An 18,050-nucleotide genomic window follows, 5' to 3' on the forward strand; every position below is an offset into this window, starting at 1 on the left:
CGAAGTGAGACTCCACTATGACGAGATTCCGGGTTCGGGCCATCGCCTTCGGCGCTGTCCCGCCCCGGAATGACGGATGAAATGCCGGAGAAATTTTCGATGACAACCGCCCTCGCAGCCTTGATCGCCCGTGACTTCGGCACGCCGTCGCTGGTGATCGACATGGACCGCGTGGAGCGCAACATCGCGCGCATCCAGGCGGTGTGCGATGCCGCAGGCGTCGCCAACCGGCCGCATATCAAGACGCACAAGAGCCCAATGCTCGCGAAGCTGCAGATCTCGGCGGGTGCGAAGGGCATCACCTGCCAGAAGCTCGGCGAGGCCGAGATCATGGCCGACGCGGGGATCGACGACATCCTGATCAGCTATAATCTGATCGGCGACGAGAAGATGGTGCGGCTCGCAGCATTACAGGCCAAGGCGAAGATCACCGTCGCCGCCGACAACCCCACCGTCGTCGAGGGGCTGAAGAAGGCCGCCGCACTCTCCGGCCTGCCACTCGACGTCGTCGTCGAATGCGATACCGGGCGCAAGCGCGCCGGCGTCGAGACGCCGGCGGAAGCCATCGAACTCGCCAGACTGATCGACGCCAGCGAGGGCCTCGTCTTCGCCGGCTTCATGCTGTATCCGACCGAGACCGGCTGGGCCGACGCGCAGACATTCTTCGACGTGGCGCTGGCCGGCGTCCGCGCGCTCGGGCTGGAGCCGCGCATCGTCTCCACCGGCGGCACGCCGAACCTGAAGAATGTCGGCTCCCTGAAGGGCGCCACCGAACATCGCTTCGGCACCTATATCTACAACGACCGCATGCAGGTCGAAGCGGGCGCGGCGGCCTGGGACGACTGCGCCGCCAACGTCTATGCGACGGTGGTGAGCCGCGCCGGACCGGACCGCGGCATCGTCGACGCCGGCTCCAAGACGCTGACCTCGGATACCGGCGGGCTCGACGGCCACGGCCTGATCCTCGAACATCCCGAAGCGAAAATCGCCAAGTTCGCCGAGGAGCACGGCTTCCTCGACCTGACCCGCAGCAACACCCGTCCCAATGTCGGCGACGTCGTCCGCATCGTGCCGAACCATATCTGCGTGGTCGTCAACATGTTCGACGAGGTGGTGATGGTGCGCGGCGAGGAAGTGATCGGCACGCTGCCGGTCGCGGCGCGGGGGAAACTCCGCTAGCGTTTCAGCCGCTTCACCACGCCCCTGCCCGCGGCGGCGCCCGTCGCGAACGAGGCCTGCAGCAGGTAGCCGCCGGTCGGCGCTTCCCAGTCCAGCATTTCGCCGGCGGCGAACACGCCCGGCAAGGCCGTGATCATGTAGTCGGCGTCGAGCTCGTCGAACGCGATCCCGCCGGCGGTCGAAATCGCGCGGGCGATCGGCGCAATGCCACTCAGCACGATGGGCACCGCATTGATCAGCGCAGCGAGGCTGGCGGTCGACAGCGATGCCAGCGACGTGCCCGAGACGATCGCGGCCTCCTGCAGCAGTGCGATGCCGACCGGCGGCAGATGCACGGCCTTGCGCAGGAAGGTCGACAGCGACTGCTTGCCGCGCGGCGCCGAGAGCTTGGCGATCAGCTCGGCAGCGGTCATGTCGGGACGCAGCGCTACATGCAGCGTGGCCGTGCCACTCGCCGCGACGGCGTCGCGCAATGGCGCCGACAGCGCATAGATCGCGCCGCCCTCGATGCCGGTGCGGGTGAGCATCGCCTCGCCGCGCACCACCTGCCCTCCGAACGACAGCGCCATCGCCTTCAGCGGATAGCCGGCGAAGCGGTTGCGAAAGACGTCCGACCAGGCGACCGCAAAACCGCAATTCGCCGGCCGCAGCGGGGCGACATCGATGCCGCGGGCGGCCAGCGTCTTGACCCACGCGCCATCCGAGCCGAGCCGCGGCCAGCTCGCGCCGCCCAGCGCCAGCACGGTGGCTTTGGCGGCGATCACGCGCGGACCTTCCGATGTGTCGAACAGCAGCCGTCCGTCGCCGTCCCAGCCGGTCCAGCGATGCCGCATGGCGAACTGCACGCCGGACTGATCCAGTCTTCGCAGCCACGCCCGCAACAGCGGCGACGCCTTGAACGCTTGCGGAAACACCCGGCCGCTGGAGCCGACGAAGGTCGGCTGCCCCAGCAACTCGCTCCAGGCGCGCAACATGTCCGGCGGCAATGTCTCGATGGCTTTAGCCAGTTGCGGCATCGCCGCGCCGTAGCGCGCCACGAAGGCCGGCAATCGTTCGCTATGGGTGAGATTGAGCCCGCCGCGCCCGGCCATCAGGAATTTGCGGCCGGCAGACGGCATCGCGTCATAGACGGTGACGCGCGTGCCCGCCTGCGCGATCACCTCGGCGGCCATCAGCCCGGCCGGCCCGGCGCCGATCACCGCGACGTCCTGTTGCACAACGTCGGTCACGATGATCGTCCGATCGAGAGTTAGACCTTGATGCCCAGCCGGGTCGCGGCCTGCTGGACGTATTTCTGGGTCTGCTGGAACGCGCCTTCCAGCGCCCTGGCGCCTGCCATATCAGAAATCTCGGCGAAATGCGCGGCGATCGTATCCGGGCTCCATTCGCTTTCGTCGAAATTGACGCCTTCGCTCTCCAGCAGCTTGATGACCGCGAACGAACCCGCGCCCGCGCCCATGATGGTCCTGGTCGGCGCGTTCTCGCTGAGCAGATACAGCACCGGGGGGGTGATCGATTCCGGCTTCAACAGCGCCAGCGCGTCCGGCGGCAGCAGCTCTTCGGTCATGCGCGTTGCCGCGGTCGGCGAGATGGTGTTGACGCGGATGTCGGTCTTGCGGCCCTCCTCCGCCAGCACGTTCATCAGCCCGATCATGCCGGTCTTGGCTGCGCCGTAATTCGACTGGCCGAAATTGCCATACAGGCCCGACGACGAGGTGGTGAGCACGATGCGGCCGAAATTGCGCGCGCGCATGCCGTCCCACACCGCCTTGCAGCAGTTGAACGTGCCGGTGAGGTGCACGTCGAGCACCTTCGCGAAATCCGCCGGCTCCATCTTGCCGAACGACTTGTCCCTGAGGATGCCGGCATTGGCGCACATCAGATCGACGCTGCCCCACTCCGCGGTCGCGCGATCGACCATCATCGTGACCTGCTCGAAATTCGAGACGTCGGCACCATCCGCAATCGCAATGCCGCCGAGCTGGCGGATTTCCTCGACCACCTTGTCCGCGGCGGAGAGCGAGCCACCGGTGCCGTCGCGCGCGCCGCCGAAATCATTGACCACGACCTTGGCGCCGAGCTTGGCCAGGCCCATCGCGTGCGCGCGGCCAAGCCCGTTGCCGGCGCCGGTGACGATGGCGACGCGGCCGTCAAATCGAATGCTCATGAGTGGCTCCCTCAGTTGAAATAGGTGAGCGCGAGCCAGTCCGCGACCAGAGCGGGCTTGGCGCCGCCCTCGATCTCGACACTGACGCCGACGCGGGTGAACAGCTCTTTCGGCTTGCGCCACGACGCTTCCTTCAGGACGAAATGTCCGCGCACCTGCGAGCCCGACTTCACCGGCGACACGAAGCGCAAATGGTCGAAGCCGTAATTGATGTTCATCGCGACGTCCGCAAGCTTTGGCAGCGCCTCGTAGGAAAACACCGAAATCAGCGACGTGGTGAGAAAGCCGTGCGCGATCGTGCTGCCGAACGGCGTCGCCTTGGCGCGAACGGGGTCCACATGAATAAATTGATGATCCTCGGTGGCGTCGGCAAACACGTCGATCCGCTTCTGATCGACAAGGTGCCAGGCCGACACGCCGATGTCCTGTCCGACCATGCCGATATAGGTGTCGTATTGCATAAGAGACGTCATTGAATCTTGCCATCCTCGCTGGTTTCCGGCCGCACATTCCACAGCGCGGGGCCATTGGCCAAGCGAAATTGTGCGCTGCAGCTATGCGCCGGATAGATGGTCACGTCTCCGGTAACCCCGTCGGCCGCGCCGCCTGCAGCGCCGGAAAGTCTTCCTCGCGGAATTCGACGCCGCGCAGGGCGTCGTCGCGGTCATTGTCGTGTTCGAGACGGCGCAACTGGACGCGGCGGATCTTGCCGGAGATCGTCTTAGGCAGCTCCGTCACCAGTTCGATGCGGCGGATGCGCTTGAACGGCGCGAGGCGGACATGCAGGTGCTCGAAGATCGACAGCGCCGTGGCGGCGCTGCGCTCGCAGCCTTCAACCAGCATCACATAGGCTTTCGGGATCGCTAGCCGGATCGGATCGGGACTAGGCACCACCGCGGCCTCGGCGACGGCCTCGTGTTCCAGCAGCACGCTTTCCAGCTCGAACGGGCTGATGCGGTAGTCGGAAGACTTGAACACGTCGTCGGAGCGGCCGACGAAGGTGAGGTAGCCGTCATCATCGGCAAACACCACGTCGCCGCTGCGATAGATCGCGCCGTCCGCGCCGCTGACGCTGCCGTCGTCGGCCTGGTAGCCCTGCATCAGCCCCGCCGGCCGGTCGGTGCCGAGCGGCAGGCTGACCTCGCCCTCCTTCGCCGGCTCGCCGTCGATGTCGGTGATGCGGACCTGCCAGCCTGGCAGTGGCCGGCCCATCGAGCCGATCTTGACCTTCTGCCCCGGCGAATTGCCGGCCAGCGCCGTGGTCTCGGTCTGGCCGTAGCCGTCGCGGATGGTGAGGCCCCAGGCATTGCGAACCTGATCGATCACCTCCGGATTGAGCGGCTCGCCGGCGCCGCAAACCTCGCGCAAGGCGACCTTGAAGGTCGAAAGCTTCTCCTGGATGAACAGCCGCCACACCGTCGGCGGCGCACACATCGTGGTGACGCCGCAGCGGCCGATGGTCGCCAGCAGGCCCTTGGCATCGAAGCGCGGCTGGTTGACCACGAACACGGTCGCGCCGGCATTCCACGGCGCGAACAGGCAGCTCCAGGCGTGCTTGGCCCAGCCAGGCGAGGAGATGTTGAGATGGACGTCACCGGGCTGCAGGCCGAGCCAGTACATCGTCGACAGAGCGCCGACGGGATAGCTGCGCTGGCTGTGCCGCACCAGTTTCGGCTTCGCAGTCGTGCCAGAGGTGAAGTACAGCAGCAGCGGATCGTCGGCTTTGGTCGGGCCGTCCGGCGTGAAGGTGTCGGGGAAATCGGCGGCCTGCGCGAAGGGAATCCAGCTGTCCTGCGCGTCGCCCGCCACCACACGAATGATATTCGGCCCACCAACGTCAGCAAATTTTGCGACCTGATCCGGCGCAGCAATCACGATTTTCGCGCGCCCGCGATCGAGCCGGTCGCGCAATTCGTCGGGGGTCAGCAGAGTCGTCGCGGGGATCACGACGACGCCGAGCTTGATCGCCGCCAGCATGGTCTCCCATAGCGGCACGACATTGCCGAGCAGCAGCAGCAGATGATCGCCGCGCTTCAATCCTTGCGCGCGCAAAAAGTTAGCGACCTGGTTGGAGCGCTTCGCCAGCGTCGCGAAGGATAGTTTGGTCTCACGGTTGCTGGCGGCATCGACGATCCACAACGCGGCGCGATCGCGGCTGTCCGGCTGGCTTGCCAGTTCGGCGTCGAACCAGTCGAGCGCCCAGTTGAAATCGACCGGGTCCGGCCAGCGAAAGCCGGCGACGGCCGTATCGTAGTCGGTGCGGTGTTCGAGCAGGAAGGCGCGGGCTTGCTGGAAGGTGGTCATTATGCGCTCTGCTACTTCGCAGCCAGTTGGCGCAGCTGCTGGATGATTCCCGAGAAATCGACCCCGCCATGGCCGGCCTTGTCGAAATTCTCATAGATGCTCTCGGCATGCGCGCCGAGCGGCGTCGAGGCCCCCGCGGCTTTGGCCGCTTCCTGCGACAATCGCAAATCCTTCAGCATCAGGGCCGCCGCGAAGCCCGGCTTGTACTCGTTGTTCGCCGGCGAGGTCGGCACCGGGCCGGGTACAGGACAATAGGAGGTCAGCGACCAGCACTGGCCCGATGAGGTTGAGGCGACGTCGAACAGCGCCTGGTGCGACAGGCCGAGCTTTTCCGCCAGCACGAAGGCTTCGCTGACGCCGATCATCGAAATCCCGAGGATCATGTTGTTGCAGATCTTGGCCGCCTGCCCCGCCCCCGCCTCGCCGCAATGCACGATCTTCTTGCCCATCGCTCCCAGGATCGGCTTGGCCGCTGCGAAGGCATCAGCCGCGCCGCCGGCCATAAAAGTCAGCGTTGCCCCCTTGGCGCCGCCGGTGCCGCCGGACACCGGCGCATCAACCGACGGCAATTTTTGCGCGGCGGCAAGTTCGTGCGACTTGCGCGCGCTCTCGACGTCGATCGTCGAGCAATCAATCATCAGCGTGCCCTTGCCCACCGCCGGGATGATCTCGCTCCACACCGACAATACATGCTTGCCGGCGGGCAGCATGGTGACGACGACGTCGGCACCCTTCACGGCGTCCGCTGCAGTGGCAGCGATCGTCACGCCATCCGCCTTGGCCTGTTCGCACGACGCCGGCGTCAGGTCGAAGCCATGGACTGTGTGCCCGGCCTTGACGAGATTGGCGGCCATCGGGCCGCCCATGTTGCCGAGACCGATGAATGCGATGGTGGTCATGTCCTGCCCTCGTGCTTTTTTCTTGATTGAATTCCCGTGCGACGCCGAGCCGCCTTAGGGAAAAGTCAGCTCGACATCGCGTTTCGCCAGATAGCGCGCCACGATATCCGGCGTCACACCCGCCAGATCCGGCGGCTGCCATGCCGGATTTCGGTCCTTGTCGATAATCGCGGCCCGCACGCCTTCGACGAAGTCGGCGCTGTCGAACACTTCGAGCGCCGCCAGATACTCGCGCTTCAGGCACTCTTCCAGCGAACTTGACGTCCGCGCCAGGCGCAGCAGCTTCAGCGTCACCTTAAGACCGCGCGGCGACTTATCTGCCAGTGCCTGCAACGTCGCCTGCGCGAAGTCGGACCCGTCCTGCTCAAGCGCGGCGATAATCTCCTCGACGCTGTCATGCGCAAAGGCGCGGTGGATCAGGTCGCGCCGCTTTGTGACCGGGCCGACTTCGCTCGCCGACGCAAATCGCTTCAACGTCGCCATGACGCCTGCGGCATCGGTCCCGGCTGCGGCCGTTGTCAGCGTTTCTCTCAATGCCGCCCAATCGGTCGTGCGGATCAACACATCGGCCAGCCCGCAAACCACGGCATCAGCGCCGTTCATCGTCAGCCCGGTCAATCCGAAGTAGGTGCCGAGTTCGCCCGGCGCGCGCGACAACAGCCAGGTGCCGCCGACATCCGGGAAGAAGCCGAGCCCAACCTCTGGCATCGCCACCTTGGTATTTTCGGTCACCACGCGGTGGCTGGCGTGGCCGGCGAGACCTATACCACCGCCCATCACAAAACCGTCCATATAGGCGACGTAGGGCTTTGGATAGTTCGCGATCCGCGCGTTGACGATGTATTCCTCGCGCCAGAATATCTTTCCGAGATCGCCTTTGATCCTGGCGCTTTCATACAGCCCGCGAATATCGCCGCCGGCACATAGCCCGCGCTCGCCTGCGCCTTCGAGCAGCACCAGCGCGATCTTCGGATCGGCCGCGAAGGCATCGAGCGCATCGGCGATCCCGCGCGTCATCTCCAGCGTCAGCGCATTCAGCGCCTTCGGCCGGTTCAGCCGGATCACGCCGGCCGCGCCTTCGCGTCGCACGATCAGGTCGGGCTCGATCATCGGTGCATGCATCGCGCACCCTCGATCAACTTTCGCGCCACGATCAGCCGCATGATCTCGTTAGTCCCTTCGAGGATCTGGTGCACGCGCAGATCGCGCACGATCTTCTCGATGCCGTATTCACTGAGATAGCCATAGCCGCCATGCAGTTGCAGCGCCTGGTTGGCGACCTCGAAACCGACATCGGTGCCGAAGCGTTTGGCCATCGCGCACAGCATGGTCGAGTCCGCGTCCTTGCGATCGAGCGCGGCGGCGGCACGCCACACGAAAGTGCGCGCGGCTTCCAGCTCGGTCGCCATGTCCGCCAACCGGAATTGCAGCGCCTGGAATTCGTCGAGCCGTTTTCCGAACGCCTTGCGCTCTTTCATGTAGCCCAGCGACTTGTCGAGCGCGGATTGCGCGCCGCCGAGCGAGCACGCGGCGATGTTGAGCCGGCCGCCGTCGAGCCCGGCCATCGCAATCTTGAAACCGATGCCCTCGTCGCCCAGCCGATTGGAGACCGGCACGCGGGCGTTCTCGAAGACCACCGCACGGGTCGGCTGCGCGTTCCAGCCCATCTTGCGCTCATTGCCGCCGAACGACAGGCCGGGCGTTTCGGCTTCGACCACCAGGGTCGAGACCCCGCCGGGGCCCTCATCCCCGGTCCGCACCATCACGACGTAGAGATCAGCCCGTCCGGCGCCGGAGATGAACTGCTTCTGGCCGTTGAGGACATAGTGATCGCCATCGATCACCGCGCGGCTGCGCAAGGCCGCCGCGTCCGAGCCGGAACCCGGCTCGGTCAGGCAATAGCTCGCAATTAGATCCATCCTGCATAGTTTCGGCAACCATTGCTGCCGCTGGGCCGCGTTGCCATAGGCATCAATCATCCACGACGCCATGTTGTGGATCGAGATGAAGGCCGACACCGTCGGACAGCCCTGCGCCAGCGCCTCGAAGATCAACGCCGCATCGAATCGCGTCAGCGCCGAGCCGCCGACATCGTCTGATATATAGATCCCGCCCATGCCGAGCGCTGCCGCCTCGCGCATGGTATCGACGGGGAAGAACTTTTCCTCGTCCCATTGCAGAGCGAAGGGCGCGATCTTCTCGGCGGCAAAGTCGCGCGCCATGTCGCGGACCGCGATTTGGTCTTCGTTGAGGGCGAACAGGTTCACGCGAATTCGCCTTGCATCACTTCATCGTCGGGATCGAGAACTCCGCGCCCTCCTTGACGCCGCTTGGCCAGCGCGCGGTGACGGTCTTGGTCTTGGTATAGAAGCGGATCGAATCCGGGCCGTGCTGGTTGAGGTCGCCGAAGCCGGATTTCTTCCAGCCGCCGAAGGTGTAGTAGGCGATCGGCACCGGGATCGGCACGTTGATACCGACCATGCCGACATTGACCCGTGCTGCAAAGTCGCGCGCGGCGTCGCCGTCGCGGGTGAAGATCGCGACGCCGTTGCCGTAGTCGTGATCCGACGGCAGCGCCAGCGCTTCGGCGTAGTCGTGCGCGCGGACCACGGAGAGCACCGGGCCAAAGATCTCCTCCTTGTAGATCCGCATGTCTTTCGTGACATGGTCGAACAGGCAGCCGCCCATGTAGAAGCCGTTCTCATAGCCCTGCATCGTGAAGCCGCGGCCATCGACCGCGAGCGTCGCGCCCTCCTTGATGCCGACCTCGACATAGTCCTTGACGCGTTCCAGCGCCGCGCGGGTCACCAGCGGTCCGAAGTCGGCGGAGGGATCGGTGGATGGACCGATCTTCAACGCCTCTACGCGCGGGATCAGTTTCTCCATCAGCCGGTCGGCGGTGGCCTGGCCTACCGGGACTGCGACCGAGATCGCCATGCAGCGTTCGCCGGCGGAGCCATAGCCGGCGCCGATCAGCGCATCCACGGTCTGGTCCATGTCGGCGTCGGGCATGATGATGGCGTGATTCTTGGCGCCGCCGAAGCATTGCGCCCGCTTGCCGGTCGCCGCGGCGCGCTCATAGATATATTGCGCGATCGGCGAGGAGCCGACGAAGCCGACGGCCTTGATGTCGGGATCGTCGAGGATGGCATCGACCGCCTCCTTGTCGCCGTTGACGACGTTGAGAATGCCGGGCGGCAGGCCGGCCTCGATCATCAGTTCGGCGAGCATCATCGGCACGCCGGGATCGCGCTCCGAGGGCTTCAGGATAAAGGCGTTGCCGCAGGCGATCGCAGGCGCAAACTTCCACATCGGGATCATCGCCGGAAAGTTGAACGGCGTGATGCCGGCAACGACACCAAGCGGCTGGCGCATCGAATAGATGTCGATGCCGGGTCCGGCGCCTTCGGTATATTCGCCCTTCATCAGATGCGGCACGCCGCAGGCGAACTCCACCACTTCGAGGCCGCGCTGGATGTCGCCCTTCGCATCCGGCACCGTCTTGCCGTGCTCGCGCGCCAGGAGGTCGGCCATCTTGTCGTAGTCGCGCTGCGCCAGTTCGAGAAACTTCATCATCACGCGGGCGCGGCGCTGCGGATTTGTTGCGCCCCAGGCGATTTGCGCCTCGATCGCATTCTCTACCGCGGCGCGCATTTCGGACTTGGAGGCCAGCGCAACCTGCGCCTGGACGTCGCCGGTCATCGGCTCATAGACGTCCGCAAAACGTCCCGACGTGCCCTCGACCTCACGGCCGCCAATGAAATGACCGATGTTCCGCATGCGTACCTCCCGGTTTTATTTTGCCGGCATGTTGCACAGGCTTTGCCGGATTTGGGAAGGCCTTGCGCGCGCAGCCGACGTGCGAAAATGCGGGCGCACCGCGGTAAGGCGCCTACGACGAAGGTCGCATTCGCAGGCCGGAATCAGACTTTTGCGGCAGGTTTTGAGGCGCGCGCGGCTGGCTTCTTCACTGCCGGGATGCGGGCCAACACGGCATCGCGGCCGGCGCTGAGCAGTTCCTCAGACAATTCGCCGGAGCCGGCAACCCGCGCCATCACCAGCGTGCCCATCATGGTGGCCAGCGCTGCCATCGCCTGCTGGCGCGCTGATTTTCCGGCCTCGGCAGTGAACTGTTCGGCCATCATCGTGATCATCTGGTCGAGCTTGGCGGCAAATGCCTTTCGCGTCTTCGGACTCTCGCGAGCGATCTCGGCGCCGAGCGCCGGCACGGCGCAGCCATGGCCGGGATTGTCGCGATGCTGCGGCGACAGGTAGGCCTCGACGATGGCGGCGAGCCGGTCCTGCGGTGCCGCCTGCCCGGCCAGGTGCCGCCAGCGCTCCATCGAACGGTCCATGGCATAGCCGAACGCCTCGACCACCAGCGCCTCGCGCGAATCGAAATGCGCGTAGAACCCGCCATGCGTGAGACCTGCGTCCTTCATCAGGTCGGCGACGCCAATGCCGTGCGCGCCCTTTTCGCGCAGCCGCACCGACGCCTTTTTGACGATGCGCGCATGGGTTTCGAGCTTGTGCTCCTTGGAATAGCGCATCGGTGTTCCAGCTTTCCGGAAGGCGATCAATTGGCCGGTCTAAGGAATGATAGCGATCATATTAATACGTCGCATAGCCCTCCGCAACGGCCGTCGCTTGACATCGCGGGCATTTGGCCGGGAATTGGCACCATGTGACCGGCGGACAACGCCGGCACAGTCACGCCGAGGAAATCCCATGCACATGCTTAATCCCCATTGCGGCATCGACCGCGATCCCCGCGGCGTCGTCCGGTTGACGATCTGCAACGCCGGCCCGCTCAACATCCTCAATTCTGCTGCGATCAGGGACGTCCGCGAGGGGCTCAAGGCGCTGGCGACGGAACGCGCCATTCGCGCGCTCATCGTTGCGGGCGAGAGCGAGAAAAGCATGATCGGCGGCGCCGACATCAAGGAGATGGCGACGCTCGATCAGGCCTCCGCCGAGATTTTCATCACGGGGCTGCGCGACCTTTGCGAGGCCGCCCGCGCCTTTCCGGCGCCGGTGATCGCGCGCATCCCCGGATGGTGCCTCGGCGGCGGGCTGGAATTCGCCGCCGCGTGCGACTTCCGCATCGCCGCGCACGACGCCAAATTCGCCATGCCGGAGGTCAAGGTCGGCATCCCCTCGGTGATCCACGCCGCCCTGCTGCCGCGGCTGATCGGCTGGGGCCGTGCCCGCTGGCTGATCATGACGGCGGCGACCATCGATGCCCCGACCGCGCTGGGCTGGGGCCTGGTCGATGTCGTCGCGACCGAAGGCGGCCTCGATGCCGCCGTCGAAAGCACCGTCGCGGCCATCCTGGAATGCGCGCCCGAAGCGATGCGGTCGCAAAAAGCATTGATGAAGCAATGGGAAGAACTGCCGTTGAAGGAGTCGGTCAATCTCAGCGTCGGCGTGTTCGGCCAGGCCTATCTCACCGGCGAACCGCAGCGGCTGATGCAGGGCTTCATCGACCGCAAGCGCTAGACGCATCCGCGTCATGCCAATTTGGCCAGTGATAGAAGTTGCATATCCGACGGCGGATCATATGATGAACATCATGCAAACTGCCTCATCGGCCGACAGGTAAAATCATGATCTCCGGATGGCTCGCCGCTGCCCTCGCCCGCCGCAACATCCATTACGGTTGGGCGATGATCGCCGTTACCTTCGTGACGGCGCTGGTCAGCGCCGCCGCGGTCGGCGCCCCCGGCGTGTTCATCGTGCCGCTGCAGAAGGAGTTCAGCTGGAGCACGGCGGAGATTTCCTCGGCGATGTCGATCCGCTTCGTGCTGTTCGGGCTGATGGCGCCGTTCGCCGCCGCCTTGATGAACCGCTACGGACTGCGCCATATCACGCTGATTGCCCTGCTCGTGGTGGTCGTCAGCCTGCTGCTGTCGCTTGGCATGACGCAACTGTGGCAGTTGGTGGCACTATGGGGCGTGGCGGTCGGGATCGGCACCGGCATGACCGCTCTGGTGCTCGGCGCCACGGTGGCGACGCGATGGTTCAACGAGCGCCGCGGGCTGGTGATCGGCATCCTCACGGCGAGTGCGGCGACCGGGCAGTTGATCTTCCTGCCGCTGCTGGCCAGCATCACCGAGCGCGCCGACTGGCGCTGGGCGCTGGTCTTGATGTGCGTGATGCTGGCGGTGGCCGCCCTCGGCGTGGCGCTTGTGATGCGCGACCGGCCGGCCGACCTCGGCCTGCGGCCCTATGGCGACGCCAGCGATGCGCCTATCGTGCACCCGGCCCCCAACACCGCGCCGATCATGGCTGCGGCGCTGGGTGCGTTGCGCGATGCCGCCCGGACCCGGGTATTCTGGATCTTGTTTGCGACCTTCTTCATCTGCGGCGCCTCGACCAACGGCCTCGTCCAGGTGCACCTGATCCCGATGTGCCTGGATTTCGGCATCCCGCAGATTCAGGCAGCCGGCCTGCTCGCCGCGATGGGCGTGTTCGATTTCATCGGGACCATCGCGTCCGGCTGGCTGTCGGACCGCTATGACAACCGCCATCTGCTGTTCTGGTATTACGGCCTGCGCGGGCTTTCGCTGCTGGCGCTGCCGTTCACCGACTTCACCTTCTACGGCCTGTCGCTGTTCGCGCTGTTCTACGGGCTCGACTGGATCGCCACGGTGCCGCCGACGGTGCGGCTCACGGCGGCGAAGTTCGGGCCGGAACGCGCAGGCCTGGTGTTCGGCTGGATTTTTGCGGGCCACCAGCTCGGCGCGGCCACTGCCGCGTTTGGTGCCGGACTATCGCGCACGGTGCTGCTGAGCTATCTGCCGGCGTTCTTCGCCGCCGGCCTGCTGTGCATCGTCGCGGCGGTGATCGTGCTGCTGATATCGCGGGACAAGAAGGTGGTGGCGGCTTAGCCAGACACAAACATGACCTTCCGGGGCGCGAGCGCAACAGCGCGAGCGAACCCGGAATCCCGATGTGATGCGATGAACACGTCGAGGTTCCCCGCCACTCCAATTGGAGTGGCTGAGGTCTCCGCCAGCCGGCTTCGCCGTCTGCCGCATCCCGGAACGACAACTTTGACTACGGCCGCATCGCGAGCCGCGTCGGGCCGGCCATGCGCAGCGGCTCCGCGAGTCTGGCGAATTCGCACAGCAGCGAGCGGGTCTTCACGGGATTGATGACTTCCTCGACCCAGAATTTTTCGGCCGAACGAAACGGCGATCGCAGTTTGTTGAGGCGGTCCTCGATCTCCTGCTGCTTGGCACGGGGGTCGTCGGCCGCATCGATCTCGGCGCGGTACGCCGCCTCGATGCCGCCCTCCAGCGGCAGCGAGCCCCAACTGGCCGACGGCCACGCGTAGCGCATCGAGAACCGGTTGGCCGGCTGGTGCACCACGCCGGCGATGCCGAAGGCGTTGCGGATGATGATGGTGCACCACGGCACCGTGGTCTGGTTGACCGCCGCCATCGCGCGGACGCCGTGACGGATGGTCGCCGCCTTCTCCGCATCCAGGCCGATCATGAAGCCGGGGCAGTCCATCAGATAGATAACGGGCAGATGGAATGTCTCCGCAAGATCGACGAAGCGCACCACCTTCTGGCAGGCGTCCGCCGTCCACGAGCCGCCGTAATGGAAAGGGTCGCTCGCCAGCACCAGCACGGCGCGGCCTTCCAGGCGCGCAAAGCCCGTGATCACCGGCCGGCCGAAATTCGCCGCCATCTCGAAGAACGAGCCGCGATCGACCACGGCGTCGATGATGGGACGCATCTTGTAGACCTGTTTTCGGTCACGCGGCACCGCGTTCAACAAGCGGGCGTCGGCGCGCTCGGGATCGTCGGTACAGACCGTGGTCGGCGGCAGGCCGTAGACCGACGACGGCAGATAAGAGAGAAACTTTCGCGCGCAGGCGAACGCCTCTTCCTCGGTCTCGACCGCGTGGTCGACGCCGCCGGCGCGGGTCTGGATGTCGGCGCCGCCGAGCGCCTTCTTCTCCAGCGAAGCCCCGATCCGCGCCACCACCGGGGGACCGGCGACGAACATCGCCGAGTTCTTCGTCATCACCGAATAATGCGACGACGCCAGCCGCGCGGCGCCAAGCCCGGCGACCGAGCCAAGCCCAAGGCCGACCACCGGCACCTGCGCCAGATTCGCCGTCGTGTACCAGTACCAGCGGGTGCCGCCGACGCCGCCCGGCAAATTGGCCGCGCCCTTGGTCTCGATGGTCTTGACCGAGCCGCCGCCGCCGGAGCCTTCGATCACGCGGATGATCGGCAGCCGGAAATCATGCGCCATCTCTTCGGCCATCAAGGGCTTGGCCGAGATCGACGCATCGGCCGATCCGCCGCGCACGGTGAAGTCGTCGCCGACCACGACGACCGGACGACCCTCGACCTTGCCGCGACCGAACACGCAGTTCGCCGGCGTGAGATGCGTGAGTTCGCCGGACGCATCATATTCGCCGACGCCGGAGACGGCGCCGACTTCGTGAAAGCTTCCGGGATCGATCAGCTTGTCGATGCGCTCGCGAACCGTGAGCCGGCCCTGGTCATGCTGTCGCTTGACCTTGTCAGCGCCGCCCATCTCCCGCGCGAACGCTTCGCGCCGGGCGAGGTCCTCGAGCTCCGGCTTCCAGATCATTCACGCTCTCCAAGGGAATTTGCTTCGACCGCGGCGGCGCGACGGCGACTGGCGCCGACGTCAGGCCACTTTCGGCATTTTGCACCATCGCATCGATCGCGCTGGCCAGTTGCATCAACACCGGTGCCACTTCCTGCTGCAGGCGCGCCTCGTCGTACATCGATGCCAGCAGGCCGATGGTGACGACGACAAACGTCTGATACTGCGGCGACCAGATCGGCGCCGCGATGCCTGTGATATGCGGACTGAAAATGCCGCCGGCCGTGACATAGCCATGTTCGCGCAGCGAGGCCCGATTGCCCTCGATGCGGCTGCGCAGGATGTTCGAATCCTCCGGCATCTCGCGCGACATCTCGGTCATCAGGGAATTGCCGACATCTTCATCGAGCGCCGCCGTATAAGCGTGGCCGGCGGCGGAGCGGCCCATCGCGATCCGGCTGCCAGTGACGGAATGCAGGCCGAGCGCGTGATCGGCGCGGGCATATTCGAGATAGACCATATGAAAGCGGTCGGGGATCGTGAAGCCGATGGTGCCGGGGATCTGCTCGGCGACTTCCTGCAGCCGCAGCCGGATCAGGTTGCGGACCTGCAGGCCGCGCATCATCGACGTGCTCATCGCCACCGCGCTTGGACCGACGCGATACTTCTGGTCACCGGGCAGATAGGCCAGCTGGCCCATCCGTGTCAGCGTGTGCGTCAGCCGCGACACCGTGGAGCGCGGCAGGCCACAGCGCCTGGAAATTTCAAGATTACCCAGCCGCGCGTCATGCCCTTCGAAGCAGCGCAGGATGTCGAACGCGCGCGACACGACCTGGATCACGTCGCCGTCGCCTGTCAGATCACTGGCAAGCATGCCCTGTTTGCTAAGCCGTTCCGAGCGTCGTCCCATAGTGCGTTCCCCTGCGGGCGACGCTTGCCGCGGGTTGAGCCCTGTGAGCTTCCCGTGCGCGCCGCCGCCCTATTCCGTTTTGCGGAATTATATTCCGCTTGCGGAATAATCTAGCTGAGGGTTCGCGCCACGACAACACCCGGCTTGATGATCGCGCCTTATCCCTATGGATCGTCAGAGCGCCGCGCTGCTGTCCGACCCGGACTGGGCGCAACTCAGGTCAGGAACATCCGGTACACCGGGTTCGCCGTTTCGTTTTCATAGGGATAGCCCAGCGAGGCGAGACGCTCCGTCAGGCGGGCACGGTCGGCGGGCGGCACCTGCATGCCGACCAGCACGCGGCCGTAGTCGGCACCGTGGTTGCGGTAGTGAAACAGGGTGATGTTCCAGTCCGGTCCCATCTGGTCCAGAAATTTCAGCAACGCGCCGGGGCGCTCCGGAAATTCAAAGCGCATAATCATCTCGTCGCCGAGCGCCGGCGGCGCGCGGCCGCCGACCATATAGCGGACGTGCGATTTGGCCGTCTCGTCGGCGCTGATGTCCAGCACCTTGTAGCCAAGGCCTTCGAGCTGCGCGATCAGCGCCGGCTTGGCGTGCTTGGCATCGTCGAGCTTCATGCCGACGAAGACATTGGCGTCACGGGCATCGGCGTAGCGATAGTTGAATTCGGTGATGGTGCGGTTGCCGAGCGTCTCGATGAAACGGCGATAGCTGCCGGGCTGTTCGGGGATCGTCACGGCGAGCAGGATCTCGCGGGCCTCGCCGACCTCGGCGCGTTCGGCGACATGGCGCAGGCGATCGAAATTCATGTTGGCGCCGGAATTGATGGCAACCAGCGCGCCGGTTCGCACGGGATTGGCGGCGGCGTAGCTTTTCAGCCCGGCCAGCGCCAGCGCGCCGGCGGGCTCCGCCAGCACCCGCATGTCCTCAAACACGTCCTTGATCGCCGCGCACATCTCGTCGGTGTCGGCGACCAGGACGTCGTCGAGCAGATCGCGGCACAGCCGGAATGTTTCCACGCCGGCCTGACGCACCGCGACGCCGTCGGCGAACAGCCCGACGCGGTCGAGGATGACGCGCTCGCCGGCGGCGATGGCCGCCTTCATCGAGGCGGCATCGCACGGCTCAACGCCGATCACCTTGGTTTCCGGCCGCAGGAACTTGATGAAGGACGCCACCCCGGCGGCGAGCCCGCCGCCGCCGATCGGCACGAACACCGCCTCGATCGGATCGGGGTGCTGTTGCAGGATCTCCATGCCAATGGTGCCCTGGCCGGCGATCACGTCCGGATCGTCATAGGGATGCACATAGGTCAGGCCTCCCTCGGCCTGCAACTGCCTGGCATGCGCTGCGGCCTCGTCAAAGGTGTCGCCGAACAGAACGGCGTTGCCACCCCAGTAGCGAACGGCGTCGATCTTGATCGGCGGCGTGGTGACCGGCATCACGATGGTCGCCTTGATGCCGAGCCGCTGCGCCGACAGCGCCACGCCCTGGGCGTGGTTGCCGGCCGAAGCGCAGATCACGCCGGCGGCGCGCTCCTCGGCCGTCAGCCGCGAGATCTTGTTATAGGCGCCGCGGATCTTGAACGAGAACACCGGCTGCAGGTCCTCGCGCTTGAGCAGCACGGGCGAACCCAGCCGCGCGCTGAGCCGCACCATCGGATCGAGCGGCGTTTGCACCGCGACGTCATAGACCCGGGTGTCGAGGATTTTTCTGATATAGTCAGTCACGATGGATCCTTAACGGCGCATGCGCCGGCGGTGCTCGCGTCGATCCGGGAGGACGCGGAATGGTGCACTCGGAGCGATTCGAACGCCCGACCCTCGGAATCGAAATCCGATGCTCTATCCAGCTGAGCTACGAGTGCGACGGCCGCACCATAGCGGTCAAAGCAGCAAAAGCCAGCCCCCCGGAACCGGCCGAAGGCGGGTTTTCGCCCGGAACATTCCCCGCCCGGCAGCTTTGTCGAGAAGCGACAGTTGCATATCGCCGAACC

The 18,050-nt window shown here is 65.6% G+C and carries 15 protein-coding genes and 1 tRNA gene; 3 read left to right on the top strand and 13 right to left on the bottom strand.

The features are described from left to right. The first annotated feature begins 99 nt into the window (after nt 1–99). Entirely contained in the window at nt 100–1,179 is a 1,080-nt protein-coding gene (locus tag FNL56_RS17835) for a D-TA family PLP-dependent enzyme (protein ID WP_143574215.1), read from the top strand. Here the strand turns inward: FNL56_RS17835 and FNL56_RS17840 are convergent. From FNL56_RS17840 to FNL56_RS17880, 9 genes are all read right to left on the bottom strand, one after another. Further along, entirely contained in the window at nt 1,176–2,408 is a 1,233-nt protein-coding gene (locus FNL56_RS17840; RefSeq protein WP_256365910.1) for an NAD(P)/FAD-dependent oxidoreductase, read from the bottom strand. The two genes, FNL56_RS17835 and FNL56_RS17840, sit on opposite strands and share 4 nt — an antisense overlap. A gap of 20 nt (nt 2,409–2,428) precedes the next feature. Next, complete coding sequence (locus FNL56_RS17845; protein ID WP_143582209.1) at nt 2,429–3,346, bottom strand: SDR family NAD(P)-dependent oxidoreductase; 918 nt, start codon at nt 3,344–3,346, stop codon at nt 2,429–2,431. 11 nt (nt 3,347–3,357) lie between these two features. Then, nucleotides 3,358–3,819 carry a MaoC family dehydratase gene (locus tag FNL56_RS17850; RefSeq protein ID WP_143574217.1) on the bottom strand — a complete coding sequence of 154 codons (462 nt, stop codon included), beginning with the start codon at nt 3,817–3,819 and terminating at the stop codon, nt 3,358–3,360. A gap of 100 nt (nt 3,820–3,919) precedes the next feature. Continuing rightward, nucleotides 3,920–5,650, bottom strand: coding sequence for an AMP-binding protein (locus FNL56_RS17855; protein ID WP_143574218.1), 1,731 nt, complete (start codon nt 5,648–5,650; stop codon nt 3,920–3,922). Between the two features lie 11 nt (nt 5,651–5,661). Then, the gene (gene mmsB, locus FNL56_RS17860; protein ID WP_143574219.1) at nt 5,662–6,549 is read right to left on the bottom strand and encodes a 3-hydroxyisobutyrate dehydrogenase; all 888 of its coding nucleotides are present in this window, start codon (nt 6,547–6,549) and stop codon (nt 5,662–5,664) included. A gap of 54 nt (nt 6,550–6,603) precedes the next feature. Next, a complete protein-coding gene (locus FNL56_RS17865; protein WP_143582210.1) occupies nt 6,604–7,671 on the bottom strand; it encodes an enoyl-CoA hydratase/isomerase family protein in 1,068 nt (355 codons plus the stop codon). Further along, nucleotides 7,656–8,816, bottom strand: coding sequence for an isobutyryl-CoA dehydrogenase (locus FNL56_RS17870; protein ID WP_143582211.1), 1,161 nt, complete (start codon nt 8,814–8,816; stop codon nt 7,656–7,658). The genes FNL56_RS17865 and FNL56_RS17870 overlap by 16 nt, the downstream gene beginning before the upstream one ends. 16 nt (nt 8,817–8,832) lie before the next feature. Next, on the bottom strand, nt 8,833–10,329 hold the full coding sequence (locus FNL56_RS17875) for a CoA-acylating methylmalonate-semialdehyde dehydrogenase (protein ID WP_143574222.1): 1,497 nt from the start codon (nt 10,327–10,329) through the stop codon (nt 8,833–8,835). 143 nt (nt 10,330–10,472) lie between these two features. Next, nucleotides 10,473–11,099 (bottom strand): TetR/AcrR family transcriptional regulator, encoded by a 627-nt coding sequence (locus FNL56_RS17880; RefSeq protein WP_143574223.1) that lies wholly within the window; start codon nt 11,097–11,099, stop codon nt 10,473–10,475. A gap of 178 nt (nt 11,100–11,277) precedes the next feature. On the opposite strand from FNL56_RS17880, the gene FNL56_RS17885 reads away from it, so the two are divergent. Together FNL56_RS17885 and FNL56_RS17890 are read left to right on the top strand one after the other, a co-directional pair. Next, nucleotides 11,278–12,048, top strand: coding sequence for an enoyl-CoA hydratase (locus tag FNL56_RS17885; protein WP_143574224.1), 771 nt, complete (start codon nt 11,278–11,280; stop codon nt 12,046–12,048). 107 nt (nt 12,049–12,155) lie between these two features. Then, complete coding sequence (locus tag FNL56_RS17890; RefSeq protein ID WP_143574225.1) at nt 12,156–13,439, top strand: MFS transporter; 1,284 nt, start codon at nt 12,156–12,158, stop codon at nt 13,437–13,439. A 169-nt stretch (nt 13,440–13,608) separates the two neighbouring features. Here the strand turns inward: FNL56_RS17890 and FNL56_RS17895 are convergent, their stop codons facing one another. The 4 genes from FNL56_RS17895 to FNL56_RS17910 all read right to left on the bottom strand — a co-directional run bounded on the left by FNL56_RS17895 (nt 13,609) and on the right by FNL56_RS17910 (nt 17,921). Then, complete coding sequence (locus tag FNL56_RS17895; RefSeq protein ID WP_143574226.1) at nt 13,609–15,165, bottom strand: acyl-CoA carboxylase subunit beta; 1,557 nt, start codon at nt 15,163–15,165, stop codon at nt 13,609–13,611. Then, entirely contained in the window at nt 15,095–16,054 is a 960-nt protein-coding gene (locus tag FNL56_RS17900; protein WP_143574227.1) for an IclR family transcriptional regulator, read from the bottom strand. The genes FNL56_RS17895 and FNL56_RS17900 overlap by 71 nt, the downstream gene beginning before the upstream one ends. A gap of 215 nt (nt 16,055–16,269) precedes the next feature. Further along, nucleotides 16,270–17,784 (bottom strand): threonine ammonia-lyase, biosynthetic, encoded by a 1,515-nt coding sequence (gene ilvA, locus FNL56_RS17905; protein ID WP_143574228.1) that lies wholly within the window; start codon nt 17,782–17,784, stop codon nt 16,270–16,272. Nucleotides 17,785–17,844: 60 nt separating this feature from the next. Then, a tRNA-Arg gene (locus tag FNL56_RS17910) sits at nt 17,845–17,921 on the bottom strand. Nucleotides 17,922–18,050: the final 129 nt, after the last annotated feature.

The organism is Tardiphaga sp. vice304 (assembly GCF_007018905.1).
Classification (GTDB): Bacteria; Pseudomonadota; Alphaproteobacteria; order Rhizobiales; family Xanthobacteraceae; genus Tardiphaga.

What these genes read in the sequence shown, in the direction of transcription:
- FNL56_RS17835 (WP_143574215.1), top strand. Translation starts at nt 100, where the DNA reads ATGACAACCGCCCTCGCAGCCTTGATCGCCCGTGACTTCGGCACGCCG.
- FNL56_RS17845 (WP_143582209.1), bottom strand. Translation starts at nt 3,346, where the DNA reads ATGAGCATTCGATTTGACGGCCGCGTCGCCATCGTCACCGGCGCCGGC.
- FNL56_RS17850 (WP_143574217.1), bottom strand. Translation starts at nt 3,819, where the DNA reads ATGACGTCTCTTATGCAATACGACACCTATATCGGCATGGTCGGACAG.
- FNL56_RS17855 (WP_143574218.1), bottom strand. Translation starts at nt 5,650, where the DNA reads ATGACCACCTTCCAGCAAGCCCGCGCCTTCCTGCTCGAACACCGCACC.
- mmsB (WP_143574219.1), bottom strand. Translation starts at nt 6,549, where the DNA reads ATGACCACCATCGCATTCATCGGTCTCGGCAACATGGGCGGCCCGATG.
- FNL56_RS17865 (WP_143582210.1), bottom strand. Translation starts at nt 7,671, where the DNA reads ATGCATGCACCGATGATCGAGCCCGACCTGATCGTGCGACGCGAAGGC.
- FNL56_RS17875 (WP_143574222.1), bottom strand. Translation starts at nt 10,329, where the DNA reads ATGCGGAACATCGGTCATTTCATTGGCGGCCGTGAGGTCGAGGGCACG.
- FNL56_RS17880 (WP_143574223.1), bottom strand. Translation starts at nt 11,099, where the DNA reads ATGCGCTATTCCAAGGAGCACAAGCTCGAAACCCATGCGCGCATCGTC.
- FNL56_RS17885 (WP_143574224.1), top strand. Translation starts at nt 11,278, where the DNA reads ATGCACATGCTTAATCCCCATTGCGGCATCGACCGCGATCCCCGCGGC.
- FNL56_RS17890 (WP_143574225.1), top strand. Translation starts at nt 12,156, where the DNA reads ATGATCTCCGGATGGCTCGCCGCTGCCCTCGCCCGCCGCAACATCCAT.
- FNL56_RS17895 (WP_143574226.1), bottom strand. Translation starts at nt 15,165, where the DNA reads ATGATCTGGAAGCCGGAGCTCGAGGACCTCGCCCGGCGCGAAGCGTTC.
- FNL56_RS17900 (WP_143574227.1), bottom strand. Translation starts at nt 16,054, where the DNA reads ATGGGACGACGCTCGGAACGGCTTAGCAAACAGGGCATGCTTGCCAGT.